The following is a 15,236-nucleotide window of genomic DNA, read 5'->3' as shown; positions in this document are numbered from 1 at the left end:
AACTTATAACAACGCGAGACGCAATATGACGCAACAGCCCCAAATCAAGTATCGCCACGACTACCGTGCGCCTGAGTACACCATCACCGATATCGATTTAACTTTTGAACTGGATGCGTCCACCACCCGCGTAACGGCCATCAGCCAGGTTAAACGGCTGGGCGACAGCCAGGCTGAGCTGCGACTGGACGGCGAAGCGTTAACGCTGATTGCGCTGGAGGTCGACGGGCAAGCCTGGACGGCCTTCCGTGAAGAAGAGGGCGCACTGGTCATCAGCCAGCTGCCGGAAAGCTTCACCCTGAAAATTATTAACGATATTCATCCGGACCAGAACACCGCGCTGGAAGGGCTGTATAAATCGGGCGAGGCGCTCTGCACCCAATGTGAGGCTGAAGGCTTCCGTCATATTACCTGGTATCTCGATCGCCCCGACGTGCTGGCGCGCTTTACCACCACCATCTATGCCGACGGTGAGCGTTATCCATTCCTGCTCTCCAACGGTAACCGCATTGACAGCGGCCGGGATGAGCAGGGTCGCAGCTGGGTGAAGTGGCAGGATCCGTTCCCGAAACCCTGCTACCTGTTTGCGCTGGTGGCGGGCGATTTCGACGTGCTACGCGACAGCTTCACCACCCGTTCAGGACGTGATGTGGCGCTGGAGATCTTCGTCGATCGCGGTAACCTCGACCGTGCCGACTGGGCGATGACCTCGCTGAAAAACAGCATGAAGTGGGATGAAGAGCGTTTCGGTCTGGAGTATGACCTCGACATCTTTATGATCGTGGCGGTGGACTTCTTCAACATGGGCGCCATGGAGAACAAAGGCCTTAACGTCTTCAATGCCAAATATGTGCTGGCTAAAGCGGAAACGGCGACGGACAAAGATTACCTGGGCATTGAAGCGGTTATCGGTCACGAATATTTCCACAACTGGACCGGTAACCGCGTGACCTGCCGCGACTGGTTCCAGCTCAGCCTGAAAGAGGGACTGACGGTGTTCCGCGATCAGGAGTTCAGCTCTGATCTGGGTTCACGCGCGGTGAACCGCATTGATAACGTGCGTATCGTACGCGGTGCGCAGTTCGCCGAAGATGCCAGCCCGATGGCACACCCGATTCGTCCGGATCAGGTCATCGAGATGAACAACTTCTATACCCTGACGGTGTATGAAAAAGGGTCAGAAGTGATCCGTATGATGCACACCCTGCTGGGTGAAGAGAATTTCCAGAAGGGCATGAAGCTCTATTTTGATCGCCACGACGGCAGCGCCGCCACCTGTGATGATTTTGTTCAGGCGATGGAAGATGCCTCGAATGTTGACCTGTCGCAGTTCCGCCGCTGGTACAGCCAGTCCGGTACGCCAGTGCTGACGGTACGCGACGATTACAACCCGGAGCTGGAGCAGTATACGCTGCACGTCACGCAGCACACGCCTGCGACTGCCGATCAGAAAGAGAAGCTGCCGCTGCATATCCCGCTGGATATTGAACTCTATGATGGCGAAGGCAAGGTGATCCCGCTGCAGAATAATGGTCATCCGGTACATCATGTGCTGAATGTCACCGAGGAGTTCCAGACCTTTATTTTCGATAATGTCTACTTCCAGCCAGTGCCGTCGCTGCTGCGCGAATTCTCTGCTCCGGTGAAGCTTGATTACAAATGGAGTGATGCTCAGCTCACCTTCCTGATGCGTCATGCACGCAACGACTTCTCCCGCTGGGATGCGGCTCAGAGCCTGCTGGCGACCTATATCCGTCTGAATGTCGCCCGCTATCAGCAGGGCCAGCATCTGTCACTGCCGCTGCATGTGGCCGATGCCTTCCGTGCGGTGCTGCTGGATACCGACTGCGACCCGGCACTGACCGCGCTGATTCTGACGCTGCCGTCGGAAAATGAGATTGCCGAGCTGTTTGATACTATCGATCCGCAGGCGATTGCGCTGGTGCGTGACGCGCTGCAACGCACGCTGGCACGCGAACTGGCCGATGAGTTTTTTGCGATCTACAACGCCAATCAGCAGCCTGAATACCGCGTGGAGCATGACGCGATAGGTCAGCGCAGCCTGAAAAATATCTGCCTGACCTATCTCGCCTTCAGCGATGCGCAGCTGGCGGATAAACTGGTGCAGACGCAGTATCACCAGGCGACCAACATGACCGATGCGCTGGCGGCGCTTTCTGCTGCTGTTGCGGCACAGTTACCGTGCCGTGATGCGCTGCTGGCAGCTTACGATGAGCGCTGGCATCAGGATGGTCTGGTGATGGACAAATGGTTTGTGCTGCAGGCGACCAGTCCGGCCGCTAACGTGATGCGCAATGTGCGTCAGCTTCTGAATCATCGCTCCTTCACCATGAGTAATCCGAACCGTGTTCGCTCGCTGGTGGGTGCCTTTGCCTCGGCTAACCCGGCCGCCTTCCATGCTAAAGATGGCAGCGGGTACAAGTTCCTGGTGGAGATGCTTACCGACCTTAACACCCGCAATCCGCAGGTTGCGGCGCGGATGGTGGAGCCGCTGATTCGCCTGAAACGTTATGACGAAGGCCGTCAGGCGATGATGCGCCAGGCGCTGGAGCAGCTGCTGGAGCTGGATAAACTCTCTGGCGACCTCTACGAGAAAATTACCCGGGCACTGAACGCCTGATAATTAAAAAGGGGAGTGTCTGAGACACTCCCCTTTTTTCAGCGCTGCTGCGCGTAACGAACCGGCTGCGGTCGTTCCGTACGCTGCATGACCCGATCCAGTACCTCCGCTTCCAGCTCGGCCAGCCGCGCCGATCCGCGACGGCGGGGACGGGGCAGATCCACCAGCAGATCCAGCCCGATCTGACCCTCTTCGATCAACAGCACGCGATCTGCCATCACCACCGCTTCACTGACATCATGCGTGACCAGCAGCACGGTAAAGTGATGCTGCTGCCACAGTGACTCAATCAATCCCTGCATCTCAATGCGGGTCAGGGCATCCAGCGCCCCCAGCGGTTCATCCAGCAGCAGTAAACCGGGCCGGTGGATCAGCGCTCTGGCCAGTGCGACGCGCTGTTTCTGGCCGCCGGAGAGGGCGGCTGGCCACTCATCAGCCCGATCGGCGAGGCCTACCGCCGCCAGTGCATCCAGCGCCGCGCTGCGCCATTCGCGTCCGCGCAGACCCAGCCCGACGTTATCGATCACTTTTTTCCACGGCAGCAGTCGCGCATCCTGAAACATCAGGCGGGTATCTTCACGAGCCGACTGCAGCGGCGCATTGCCTGCCAGCAGTTCACCGCTGGAGCTCTGTTCGAGACCGGCCAGCAGGCGCAGCAGCGTGCTTTTACCACAGCCGCTGCGGCCCACCACCGCCACAAACTGACCTGAGGGAATATGCAGGTCAATCTTATTGAGAATGGTGCGGCTGCCATACTGTTTGCTGACGCCGTTAACGCCAACCGGGGTGCCGGTGTTGAGGCGCGCCGGTGAGAGAGTCTGGCTCATGCGTTCTCCTCCTTCAGTTGATAAGCGGGATGCCAGCGCAGCCAGACACGTTCAAGCAACAACGCGGCGACATCCGCCAGTTTGCCGAGCAGGGCGTAAAGAATAATGGCGACCACCACCACATCGGTCTGCAGGAATTCACGCGCGTTCATGGCCAGATAGCCGATACCCGCGTTGGCAGAGATGGTCTCTGCGACAATCAGCGTCAGCCACATCAGGCCCAGCGCGAAACGCACGCCGACCATGATATTGGGCAGCGCGCCGGGCAGGATCACCTGAATAAACAGGCTCCAGCCGGAAAGGCCATAGCTGCGCGCCATCTCAACCAGCCCGCGATCGATGTTGCGGATGCCGTGATAGGTATTGAGGTAGATCGGGAACAGCGTCCCCAGCGCCACCAGAAAGATCTTGGCAGACTCATCAATACCGAACCAGAGGATCACCAGCGGGATCAGCGCCAGATGCGGCACATTGCGCAGCATCTGTACCGAGGTATCCAGCAGTCGTTCACCGGTTCTGGAGGTGCCGGTAATCAGCCCGAGCAGCAGGCCGATAGAACCGCCGATACTGAAGCCGATCAGCGCCCGCCAGCTACTGATCGCCAGGTGCTGCCAGAGTTCACCACTGGCGGTCAGCTGCCAGAAGGTGGTCACAATTTTCTCCGGTGCGGGCAGAATACGGGTCGACAACCAGCCGGTTTGCGAGGCAATCTGCCACACCACCACCAGCAGCGTTGGCAGCAGCCAGGGCACCAGCGTATCAGCAAGGCGTTTTCGGGTTCTGGTCATCATGCTCTCCTCAGCCCCGGGCGACTTTTTTCTCAGGGGTAAAATCGTTGGCTACCGCTTCACCGTGTGCCTGAACCACGCGCGGCTGGGGCACCAGTGGAATCTGCAGATCAAGATGCGGGAACAGCAGTTCGCCGACGCGATAAGCCTCTTCAAGGTGCGGATAACCCGACAGGATAAAGGTCTCAATGCCCAGCGCTTCATACTCTTTGATGCGTGCGGCCACGGTCGGGCCATCGCCGACCAGCGCGGTCCCGGCTCCGCTGCGCACCAGGCCGACGCCTGCCCACAGGTTAGGGCTGATTTCGAGCTTGTCGCGGCGACCGCCATGCAGTGCGGCCATCCGGCGCTGCCCCACAGAGTCTGCCCGCTGGAACGCCGCCTGCGCTTTCGCGATGGTGGCGTCATCCACATTGGCAATCAGTTTGTCTGCGGCCTGCCAGGCCTCTTCATTGGTTTCACGCACGATCACATGCAGACGGATGCCGAACCGGACGGTGCGTCCCTGGGCAGCCGCTTTCGCACGCACCTGATCAATCTTCTCTTTAACCTGCGCAGGGGGTTCGCCCCAGGTGAGGTAGACATCGACCTGTTCGGCCGCCAGTTCCTGGGCGGGTTCAGAAGAGCCACCAAACCACAGCGGGGGACGAGGCTGCTGCACCGGTTTAAACATCAGACGCGCACCGCGAACCTTCACGTGCTTGCCTTCATAATCGACGGTTTCGCCTTCCAGCACCCGACGCCAGACGCGGGTAAACTCGGCGGATTCCGCGTAGCGCTCGCGGTGATCGAGAAACACGCCGTCGCCCGCCAGCTCTTCCGGATCGCCACCGGTCACCAGATTAAACAGCGCACGTCCGTTAGAAAGACGGTCCAGCGTGGCGGCCTGACGTGCTGCCTGGGTCGGTGAAATCACCCCAGGACGCAGTGCGACCAGAAACCGCAGGCGCTGCGTCACCGGAATCAGCGAGGCGGCAACCAGCCAGGCATCTTCACAGGAGCGGCCGGTCGGGATCAGTACGCCGCCAAAGCCAAGGCGGTCAGCGGCCTGCGCCACCTGTTGCAGATAGGCGTGATCAACCGGTCGCGCCCCTTCGGCAGTACCAAGATAGTGGCCGTCGCCATGCGTCGGCAGGAACCAGAAAATGGATACGCTCATTGTTGCTCCTTATTGCGTCACGGTATGCGGATGCCAGATGCGATCCTGAATCGTCACTTTTACTGGCAAGAGATGATTGGCATAGAACAGGTCAGCGGTGCGCTGCTGGGCGGCCGCGGTTTCGGCACTGACGGGCGAAATGCGGGTTGGCGGCCGATGGCTGAGGTAGCTGGCGATGACCGGTTCGGGCAAGCCCATTGCCTGTGCCAGTAACGTGGTGCTCTGCTGACGCTGGCTGATTGTCAGCGCGTCAGCAGAGCTGAAGGTGTCGAGCACCTGCTGAATAAACGCGCCATGGGCTTCGGCATAGCTGCGGGTCGCTAAATAGAAGGAGCCGGTAAGATTAAGGGAGCTGCCATCAATCAGCAGGCGCGAATTTCCCTGCAGCAGCACCGATGAATAGTAGGGGTCCCAGATTGCCCAGGCATCAACGTCACCCTGCTGGAAGGCGGCACGCGCATCGGCGGGAGTGAGATAGACCGGCGTGATGTCTTTAAAGGTCAGACCCGCCTGCTGTAAGGCACGCAGCAATAAATTATGTGAGCTGGAGCCTTTCTGGAAAGCGACTTTTTTCCCTTTCAGGTCCGCGACCTGTTTCAGGGGGCTGCTTTTTGGCACCAGAATCACTTCTGCTTTGGGTTTTGGCGGCTCCGCGCCAACATAGAGCAGATCCGCGCCCGCGGCCTGGGCAAACAGCGGGGGAAGATCACCGGTACTGCCCAGGTCGATACTGTTGATATTCAGCGCTTCCAGCATTTGCGGACCTGCAGGGAACTCGATCCACTTAATCCGGGTATGGGGAAATCGTTTTTCCAGTAACTGATGTGACTTCGCCAGCACCATGCTGACCGAACCTTTCTGATAGCCGATGCGAATCTCAGACGGATCGGATTCGGCGGCCTGTACCTGGAGGCCGGCCAGCAGAAGTCCGGCCACCAGCCACTTTCCTAATCTCTGTTTCATCGATCTCTTCCTTATACCGCTTGCGCAACGGGATGGTGGTGACGGGTCAGTGCCAGCCAGAAGGCGGAGACGGCCTCATCCAGGCGCTGTGACAGTGAATCCTGCAGTTCGGGCTGACGGTCGTAATGACTGATCTGATGATCCTCGGCATAAACACCATGCAGGATCTCCTGCGCCTTTAAGGCGTTGAGCACCGGCTTCAGGGCGTAGTCCAGCGCCAGCATATGACCGGCACTGCCGCCGCTGGCCAGCGGTAACACGACTTTGTGTTCCAGTGCGCGTTCAGGCAGCAGATCGAGCAGCGTCTTCAGCGCACCCGAAAACGACGCTTTATAGATAGGTGTCGCAATAATCAGTCCATCAGCCGAAGCCAGATCGTCACGCAGGGCGAGAAGCGCAGGCGCATCAAAACGCGCATTGATCAGATCGTCAGGCTGAAAGTTGTGAATATTCCAGGGGATGACTTCAATGCCACGCGCCTCCAGCTTGTGCTGACACAGCGTCAGCAGTGAGGTTGAGCGGGAGGGGAATCGTGGGCTGCCTGCCAGCGTAATAACTCGCATCATCACTCCTTATAACTAAAAGTTATTGATTATCAAATGTTGAGAACTTATGTCTTCATACTGTCAGAGCAGGAGAGTGGGCTTAAATGATTTATCCGGCAAAGTAAGGGTGAAATCTGCAAATAGAAGCGGTAGTGGCAGGTGTCAGCATCGCCGCTTCCGATAATTCTTAAATTATGTGTCGGCAGCAGAACAATTCATTAAGAGGGATGATACGAGATCGTCAAAATGAGACGGTTCAGCAGAAAAAATAGCTTTCGTCTGATTGCTTAATCATTTTCCCTGAGAGTGGCGCGGCAATAAAGCGAAACGGCTGACAAAAGAGCGCTGCGAAGCAGCACAGAATCAGCTTATCTGCGGCAAGCATCTTTCAGGGATTAGGATTAGTTGCAGAAAGAAGACTGTAATAAAAATGAAGGAATGCTGAACTTATTCATCGTTTCAGATGTTCGCTTACAGATTCCTGAATCTGGTTACGTCTGCTTCACAGGGCTATTTTAAATCGATCATCAACGGTTTTAACATTAACGCAGGCTATAGATGCACTTTCGTTAACAGTGATGCTCACATGAAACATTAAGATGATTTTTACGGCTGGTCTTTTTTCGCATTACAGGTTTAAGATAATCGGGCTCAATGAAAGCAATCATAATAATCGCGCCTTACTCTTTTCGACGTTTCGCCTCTGGTCAGAACCTGCATCAGGCAGGTGAATCGTATTGTCATTTTCTAACAGCAGAGAATTGCATATGTCTGACATCCTGTTATCCGTTATTATTCCAACCTACAATGTTGAGAAATATATTGTAGAGTGCGTCGATTCGTTATTACGCCAGGTTAAAGCGCCCAATGAAATAATCATTGTGAATGATGGATCTACTGATGGAACATTAGCCTTAATTGAACAGAATTATGCACACCTTTCTCAGGTGAAAGTGATCACCATTGAAAATGGCGGCCTCGGCAATGCACGGGACACCGGCATTGCACTGGCAAAGGGTCAGTTTCTCTTTTTCTGTGATCCGGATGATGTCGTGGTTGATGGCCTCGTGACTGAGCTGGCAATGGTGGCGGAGAAGCATCCTGAAACGGATCTTTTCTGTTTTAACTCCTGCGTCTATGAAGATGGCCACATTGATATCACCTCGCCAAAAGTGAAGCATGACCAGTTTGGCCAGCAGAAACCACAGGAGGTCTTTCTGCGCCTGCTGCGTAATGGCAGATATACCTCTGCCGTCTGGAATTACGTCTTAAGAAAAAGCGTCATTGAACAGCATAAGTTGCGCTTTGTACGTCGGGTTCATGAAGACCACAACTTTACGCTCTCCGTGTTTATGAAATGCCAGCACGCATGGGTCAGCCGTCAGGTCTATTATAAGCAGCGCATCCGCAGTGGTTCACTGACCAACAGTACCAAAGGCAATGAGTTTTTCTATCAGCGCTATGACGCTTTTATGCATGCTTATAATACGTTAACCAGTTCGCTCCCTAAATCAGCCTGGCGTAGTTCGCTGGAAAAGTCTTATTTACTTCATTCGTTCCGTCTGATGATCTATTTGTCTCTCTATAATAAAACGCCGGTGCCGGAATATGTCTGTAATGCCATTCGCTTTATGGGTCGTAATGTAAAATCAGAAAATCTTAAAGAGTGGTTGTTGTTTAATCGCCCGGAGCTCTTTATTGCGCTGCAGCACTACAAGGTTAAAAAAGAGCTCAAGCGCGCAGCCTGATTCTGAAAAATTTGAAGCGATATTGTTTATGCCTTAGCGAAATGAGAAGGTGAGACATGCAATGTGTATAAGGTTGTTGCGTCATGGCAAAAGTACTCGATAAAAGTCTGGTTATTAATATTTTCTCGCTGCTGGCTTACCGTGGCGCATCGTTTCTGTTTCCGCTGGCCACGCTGCCCTATCTTGCCCGCGTTCTGGGCGTAGAGCAGATGGGTACGCTGGCGCTGGCGATTGCCTGCGTCCTCTATTGCAGCACTATCTCCGACTGGGGATTCAATGTCTTTACCACCAAAGATATTGCTCACCATCGTGATGACAAAGAACGCGTCAGCCAGCTCTTCTGGTCAACATTCAACGCCAAGCTGATGCTGCTGGTGGTCACCAGCGGCACGCTGCTGACTGCGACCTGGTTCAATCCCTCCTGGCACCCTCTGTTCTTCATCATTCTGGCGAACTGCACCACGCTGGTCGGCTCGCTGTTTTCATTCGGCTGGCTGATGCAGGGCTTTGAGAAGCTGGGTAAGACGGCGATGATCGCCACCTTCGGTAACTTCTGTGCGATTCCGCTGACCTTTTTGCTGGTGAAATCTCCGCAGGATACCTGGCTGGCTGCCCTGATCCCTGGCGCGGTCTCCATTATCAGCGCGGCGATTACGCTGAAGTTTGTGCTGGAGATGAAAGTCATAGGCCGCTACCGCTTTGAACCGCGCGAAATCAAACAGCGCATCACCGACAGCATGGATGTGTTTATCGCCATCGCCGGTGCTAACCTTTTCAACAGCGTCAACGTGGTGATTCTCGCCACCTTTGCTTCGACTTATATGGTCGGGATCTACAACGGCGCCGATCGCCTGCGTAAAGCGGCCAACTCGGTACCGGAGCAGATTGGCAGCGCCTTCTTCCCGCGCGTCAGCCACCTGTTTGGCCGGGATAAACGCGCCGCGATTGCCGCGACACGCAAAAGCCTGCTGCTGTCGTTTTCCCTGAGTCTGTCGATTGTGATCTTCACCTGGTTTTTTGCTGACCTGGTGGTCTCAATATTGCTGGGTAAAGACTTTATCCAGTCAGCGGATGTGCTGCGCGTCTTTGTGCTCTGCTTCCTGTTTGGCAACATTGCCTACCCGGCTGGATTACAGATTCTGATCCCACATGGTCTGGCCCGCCAGCGTATGTGGGTGATGATGGCCGCTGGTGTGGTTAACGTGCCGCTCTGCTGTTTCCTGGCGTGGAAGTTTGGCGCAATCGGTGCCGCATGGTCGATGGTCGGGGCTGAAGCGTTCGTCTGTCTCGGTATTTTTGGCATCATGCAACGTCACGGCATCCTGCGGGAATATCTGTTTCCCTCTGAGGTGAAAAATCAACCCGTAAACGATTCCGCCGCGTAAGATCAAAGCATTTTCAGATAGTTTTATGCATCCCCGCTGTTCGATTTACTTTTGCGCCAGAGCACTTTACCATTCTGGCGCACATTTTCCCGTGCACCGACTTCCACGATCGCTTCCGTCCTTCAGGAGAGTGCATGTTTTATCCTATCGTCCGACCGGCGCTGTTTAAACTTGATCCCGAACGCGCACACGAACTCACCTTTCAGCAACTGCGTTTTATGAACGGCACCCCACTGGAGATGTTTTATCGCCAGAATCTGCCGTCGCGTCCGGTCACCTGTATGGGACTGACCTTTAAGAATGCCCTGGGCCTGGCGGCGGGTCTGGATAAGAACGCAGAGTGTATTGATGCGTTTGCGGCGATGGGCTTTGGCTTTGTTGAAGTCGGCACCGTCACGCCGCGCGCCCAGGCGGGGAACGATAAGCCACGCATGTTTCGTCTGGTGGAAGCGGGCGGAATTATCAATCGGATGGGGTTTAATAATCTGGGTGTTGATCACCTGGTTGAAAACGTGAAGAAAGCGCGCTTTAACGGCGTGCTGGGGATCAATATCGGTAAAAATAAAGATACGCCGGTCGAGCAGGGCAAAGATGATTATCTCATCTGCATGGAAAAGGTTTATGCCCACGCCGGTTATATCGCCATCAATATTTCCTCACCTAACACCCCAGGTTTACGTTCGCTGCAATATGGCGAGGCGCTGGATGATCTGCTTTCTTCCATCAAACAGAAACAAAAAGAGCTGGAACAGCGTCATCTGAAATATGTTCCGCTGGCCGTAAAAATTGCGCCCGATCTCTCTGAAGAAGAGTTAATTCAGGTCGCGGACAGTTTAATTCGTCATCAGATTGATGGCGTGATTGCCAGCAATACCACGCTCGATCGTTCGCTGGTGAGCGGTCTTAAGCATGCTGAGGAAGCGGGTGGGTTAAGTGGACGGCCAGTGCAGTCGCGCAGCACGGCGGTGATCCAGCGTCTCTCTCAGGAACTGCAGGGACGGTTGCCGATTATTGGCGTAGGCGGGATCGATTCTCTGACGGCAGCGCGTGAAAAAATCGCCGCCGGGGCAACACTGGTTCAGATTTATTCAGGCTTTATTTATCAGGGGCCAGGCTTAATTAAAGATATCGTCACCCATCTCTAAGACAATTCTCACAATCATTGGCCGGGGGGTTTATTTATCCCCTCGGCTCGTTTATATTTTGTCCTGTTGCACGCTTTTTCAGCTTTTCCTTATGTTTCTTTTTTCGCTGAATTCTGCGTGATTTTTGGCGCAGCGGTAAATACAGGGCACACGATGAAAATTAAACCCGATGATAACTGGCGTTGGTATTTTGACAGCAGCCACGACCGAATGATGCTCGACCTGGCAGACGGTATGCTTTTCCGTTCCCGTTATTCCCGCAAGATGCTCACGCCGGATGCCTTCACTGAATCGGGTTTTTGTGTCGATGACGCCGCCCTTTATTACACCTTTGAAGAGACCTGCCGTCAGTGCAAACTCAGTGGCAGCCATCGCGCTGAACTGGTGTTAAATGCGCTGGTCGCTGCACGTTTCCTCAAGCCACTGATGCCGAAAAGCTGGCATTTCGCCTCTTATGCTCCGGCAATGCAGCCCCGTCCCGGTGAAATGGTACAGGTTACGCTGGCAGAAGAGGGAACGCAGGCACGACTGCTGGTGGTTGAGAGTGGCGATAACGCGGCACTCTGCCTGCTGGCGCAGCCGGGATTGACGCTGGCCGGAAAAAACATGGTGCTCGGCGATGCCATCAAGGTGATGAACGATCGCCTGCAGCCCCTGTATCAGGATGTCGCGCCGCGCTACGCCCGCGCAGTCTGACTACCTTAGTTCTACATCGCCAGCCGGAATACAGCTGCAGCTCAACAGCGTGCCGTCCTGACGCAGGGCGCTCTGTTTCAGCGCCTTAACCTCACCCGCGACCAGACTCAGCTTGCAACTGCCGCACAGTCCCGCCCGACAGGAGTAGGGGATCCGGAAGCCCTGCATCTCCAGCTGATCCAGTAATACCTGCTGATTATCCCCGGTGAACGTCTGACCCTGAAACGTGATAGCCACGGCATCTGGCGCCTGCTGCTTTGGTTTCAGTGTTTCGACCACTTCACCGGCACCATAGCTGCGCGGTGCATGACGTTTCAGGACAATCATCTCATCACCGGCGCGCACCACCCCACTGTTGCGCGCCACTAAGTTCAGACCGAAATCAATATCCCCGCTGCCATCCAGGGCGGTGCGGAACGTCTGCAGCGTGGCCAGTGGATGACCGGCAGGATGCTTAACGCCGGTCTCGGTGCTGACAGTGGTGAGCACGCAGCGACTGCATGGCTTAGGCACCTCGAATATCACGTCGCCAATCTGAATCTCCGCCCAGCTGTCTTCATCCCATGCGGCAGCGCCGCTGACGACCAGATTCGGACGAAACTGTTCGGCACGGACGCTGGCCGGGCAGCGCTGTTGCAGATCATGCAGCGACGCGTTGTTGATCAGCAAAAACGGAAAGCCGTCGGCAAAGCTCAGCGGAATATGATTAAACGCTTTTACCCGGCGGCTGGGTTGTGGCCCGACCCAGCGCAACTGAACCTCACGCGGGAAGAACTGGCTCAGCCATTGGTTAATCGCAGGCGGCGCTATGCGCGCGGTGAAATGATTTCCCCAGACTTCGGTGGGGTGATCCTGCTCATCGAAATCGCTGAAGCGGATCAGGGAGTGACTGCCATCCGGGGCCGTCAGCAGCAGGCCATCCGGTAAAATCGCGGGCGTGAAGCGCACCATCTCCGGATGCTGACGCGCGGTAATAAAGGTGCCATCAGGTTCGGTCACCATAAACAGACGATCAAATGCCAGTCCGCTGTCAGTGACCAGCGCGTGTGACAGCGCTAATCCCCGCATCGACTTCACAGGATGAATAAATAAGCGGGAAAGCGTGATCATGGTGTTCTCCTTGAACCCGACGCGCAGCACAAAAGAAGCTAACTTTATGACATAGGTCTCCGATTCGCTATAATGCGCGACAATTTTCTCAAGAGTTAAAAAGTGACGATATGAATTCTCTGTTTGCCAGCACGGCGCGTGGGCTCGAAGAGCTGTTAAAAAGTGAGCTGGACGCGCTGGGCGCGCAGGATTTGCAAGTGGTGCAGGGAGGCGTTCACTACGAAGCCGACGATCGCACTATGTACCAAAGCCTGATGTGGAGTCGTTTAGCATCACGCATCCTGTTGCCGCTGGGAGAGTTTGGCGTCTACAGCGATCTGGATCTCTATCTGGGCGTGCAGAGCGTGGACTGGCCGACGATGTTCGGCAGTGACAAAACCTTTGTTGTGCATTTCAGCGGTACCAACGATTCGATTCGTAACAGCCAGTTTGGTGCGCTGAAAGTTAAAGATGCCATCGTGGACAGCTTTACCCGTCAGAATCTCGAACGACCTAACGTCGATCGTGAACAGGCAGATATCCGTGTCAACGTCTGGCTGAATGACGATCGCGCCAGCATTGCACTGGATCTCAGCGGCAGCTCGCTGCATCAGCGTGGTTATCGCCAGCAGACCGGTCAGGCGCCGTTAAAAGAGACCCTGGCGGCGGCCATCGTGCTGCGTTCTGGCTGGGAGCCGACGACACCGCTGATCGATCCGATGTGTGGTTCCGGTACGCTGCTGATTGAAGCCGCACTGATTGCCTGCGATCGTGCGCCTGGCCTGCTGCGCAAGCACTGGGGCTTCACCGCCTGGAGCCAGTTTAACGCTGCGTTGTGGCAGGAGGTTAAAACTGAGGCGCAGAACCGTGCCCGCACTGGTACGGCTGCCACTCAGGCGCGCTTCTTTGGCTACGACAATAATGGTCGGGTGCTGGAGTGGGCGCAGGCGAATGCCCGCCGCGCTGGCGTCTTTGAACTTTTCACCTTCGGCCAGCAGGATCTGCTGAAGCTGACTAATCCGGTTGACCCGGCGGTTCACGGTACGGTGCTGAGTAATCCTCCTTACGGTGAACGTCTGGAGAGCGAGCCAGCCCTGATTGCGCTGCACAGCCAGCTCGGACGTCTGATGAAGCAGCATTTTGGCGGCTGGAACCTATCGCTGTTCAGCGCCTCGCCAGAACTGCTGAGCTGCCTGCAGCTGCGTGCCGATCGCCAGTTTAAAGCGAAGAACGGTCCGCTGGATTGCGTGCAGAAAAACTATAAGCTGGCAGTTAACAGTCATGAAAGCGCCGGACAGATTGCGGAAGATTACGCTAACCGCCTGCGTAAAAACGTGAAGAAACTGGAGAAGTGGGCGCGTCAGGAAGGCATTGAATGCTACCGTATTTATGATGCCGATCTGCCAGACTACAACGTTGCTGTCGATCGCTATGGCGACTGGGTGATTATCCAGGAGTACGCGCCACCGAAAACCATCGATCCTGATAAAGCGCGTCAGCGTCTGTTCGATGTCATCAGCGCAACGCTGAGCGTGCTGCAACTGCCTGCCGACCGTCTGATTATGAAAACGCGTGAACGCCAGAAAGGCAAAGCGCAGTATCAGAAGCTCAGCGAGAAGGGCGACTATTTCGAAGTTAAAGAGTTTAATGCGCGTTTCTGGGTGAATCTGACCGACTATCTCGATACCGGCCTGTTCCTCGATCACCGCATTGCCCGTAAAATGCTGGGCCAGATGAGTCAGGGCAAAGATTTCCTGAACCTGTTTGCCTATACCGGTACCGCCAGTGTGCATGCCGGTCTGGGTGGCGCGCGTTCAACCACTACGGTAGATATGTCGCGTACCTATCTGGAGTGGGCGGAGCGCAACCTGCGTCTCAACGGACTGACCGGGCGTCAGCATCGTCTGATGCAGGCGGACTGCCTGAGCTGGCTGAATGAGAGTGACGAGAACTTTGACCTGATCTTTATCGATCCGCCAACGTTCTCCAACTCAAAACGTATGGAAGAGAGCTTCGACGTTCAGCGCGATCATATGATGCTGATGCGTAACCTGAAGCGCCTGCTGCGTCGCGGCGGCACCATCATGTTCTCCAATAACAAACGCGGTTTCAAAATGGACATGGATGGCCTGAAATCACTGGGCCTGCAGGCGCAGGATATTACCCAGAAAACGCAGTCGCAGGACTTCGCGCGTAACCGTCAAATTCACAACTGCTGGCTGATCACTCACGCCGGTAAGGAATAAGCTT

At 55.3% G+C, this 15,236-nt stretch carries 12 protein-coding genes; 6 read left to right on the top strand and 6 right to left on the bottom strand.

Annotated elements, in window-relative coordinates:
* Positions 1 to 25: 25 nt before the first annotated feature.
* Entirely contained in the window at positions 26 to 2,641 is a 2,616-nt protein-coding gene (gene pepN, locus OK409_RS07895; protein ID WP_033766848.1) for an aminopeptidase N, read from the top strand.
* 38 nt (positions 2,642 to 2,679) lie between these two features.
* On the opposite strand, the gene ssuB is transcribed toward pepN, so the two are convergent.
* From ssuB to ssuE, 5 genes are read right to left on the bottom strand one after another with little or no spacing between them, the layout of a single operon-like run.
* On the bottom strand, positions 2,680 to 3,468 hold the full coding sequence (gene ssuB / locus OK409_RS07890) for an aliphatic sulfonates ABC transporter ATP-binding protein (protein ID WP_010254985.1): 789 nt from the start codon (positions 3,466 to 3,468) through the stop codon (positions 2,680 to 2,682).
* Positions 3,465 to 4,256: an aliphatic sulfonate ABC transporter permease SsuC gene (gene ssuC, locus OK409_RS07885; protein WP_010254987.1), complete on the bottom strand. Its 792-nt coding sequence runs from the start codon at positions 4,254 to 4,256 to the stop codon at positions 3,465 to 3,467. Before ssuC ends, ssuB begins: the two co-directional genes overlap by 4 nt.
* Before the next feature lie 10 nt (positions 4,257 to 4,266).
* Positions 4,267 to 5,415 (bottom strand): FMNH2-dependent alkanesulfonate monooxygenase, encoded by a 1,149-nt coding sequence (gene ssuD / locus OK409_RS07880; RefSeq protein ID WP_033757171.1) that lies wholly within the window; start codon positions 5,413 to 5,415, stop codon positions 4,267 to 4,269.
* A 9-nt stretch (positions 5,416 to 5,424) separates the two neighbouring features.
* A complete protein-coding gene (locus tag OK409_RS07875; RefSeq protein ID WP_050679506.1) occupies positions 5,425 to 6,378 on the bottom strand; it encodes a sulfonate ABC transporter substrate-binding protein in 954 nt (317 codons plus the stop codon).
* An 11-nt stretch (positions 6,379 to 6,389) separates the two neighbouring features.
* Entirely contained in the window at positions 6,390 to 6,941 is a 552-nt protein-coding gene (gene ssuE / locus OK409_RS07870) for an NADPH-dependent FMN reductase (protein ID WP_010254991.1), read from the bottom strand.
* 749 nt (positions 6,942 to 7,690) lie between these two features.
* Here ssuE and OK409_RS07865 point away from each other — a divergent pair.
* From OK409_RS07865 to OK409_RS07850, 4 genes are all read left to right on the top strand, one after another.
* The gene (locus OK409_RS07865; RefSeq protein ID WP_010254993.1) at positions 7,691 to 8,671 is read left to right on the top strand and encodes a glycosyltransferase family 2 protein; all 981 of its coding nucleotides are present in this window, start codon (positions 7,691 to 7,693) and stop codon (positions 8,669 to 8,671) included.
* 83 nt (positions 8,672 to 8,754) lie between these two features.
* On the top strand, positions 8,755 to 10,056 hold the full coding sequence (locus OK409_RS07860; protein ID WP_010254996.1) for a flippase: 1,302 nt from the start codon (positions 8,755 to 8,757) through the stop codon (positions 10,054 to 10,056).
* 134 nt (positions 10,057 to 10,190) lie between these two features.
* Positions 10,191 to 11,201 carry a quinone-dependent dihydroorotate dehydrogenase gene (gene pyrD / locus OK409_RS07855; RefSeq protein WP_010255000.1) on the top strand — a complete coding sequence of 337 codons (1,011 nt, stop codon included), beginning with the start codon at positions 10,191 to 10,193 and terminating at the stop codon, positions 11,199 to 11,201.
* A 153-nt stretch (positions 11,202 to 11,354) separates the two neighbouring features.
* Complete coding sequence (locus tag OK409_RS07850) at positions 11,355 to 11,897, top strand: cell division protein ZapC (protein ID WP_033757182.1); 543 nt, start codon at positions 11,355 to 11,357, stop codon at positions 11,895 to 11,897.
* Here the strand turns inward: OK409_RS07850 and OK409_RS07845 are convergent, their stop codons facing one another.
* Positions 11,898 to 13,007, bottom strand: coding sequence for a YcbX family protein (locus OK409_RS07845; RefSeq protein WP_010255007.1), 1,110 nt, complete (start codon positions 13,005 to 13,007; stop codon positions 11,898 to 11,900). It lies immediately after the preceding gene.
* A 110-nt stretch (positions 13,008 to 13,117) separates the two neighbouring features.
* Between OK409_RS07845 and rlmKL the strand changes: the two genes are divergently transcribed.
* On the top strand, positions 13,118 to 15,232 hold the full coding sequence (gene rlmKL / locus OK409_RS07840; protein ID WP_010669780.1) for a bifunctional 23S rRNA (guanine(2069)-N(7))-methyltransferase RlmK/23S rRNA (guanine(2445)-N(2))-methyltransferase RlmL: 2,115 nt from the start codon (positions 13,118 to 13,120) through the stop codon (positions 15,230 to 15,232).
* Positions 15,233 to 15,236: the final 4 nt, after the last annotated feature.

Source organism: Pantoea sp. RG18 (assembly GCF_025910075.1).
GTDB classification, from domain to species: domain Bacteria; phylum Pseudomonadota; class Gammaproteobacteria; order Enterobacterales; family Enterobacteriaceae; genus Pantoea; species Pantoea agglomerans.
The sequence above is the reverse complement of the archived record's forward strand: the minus strand, read 5'-3'. Positions and strand labels throughout refer to the sequence as shown.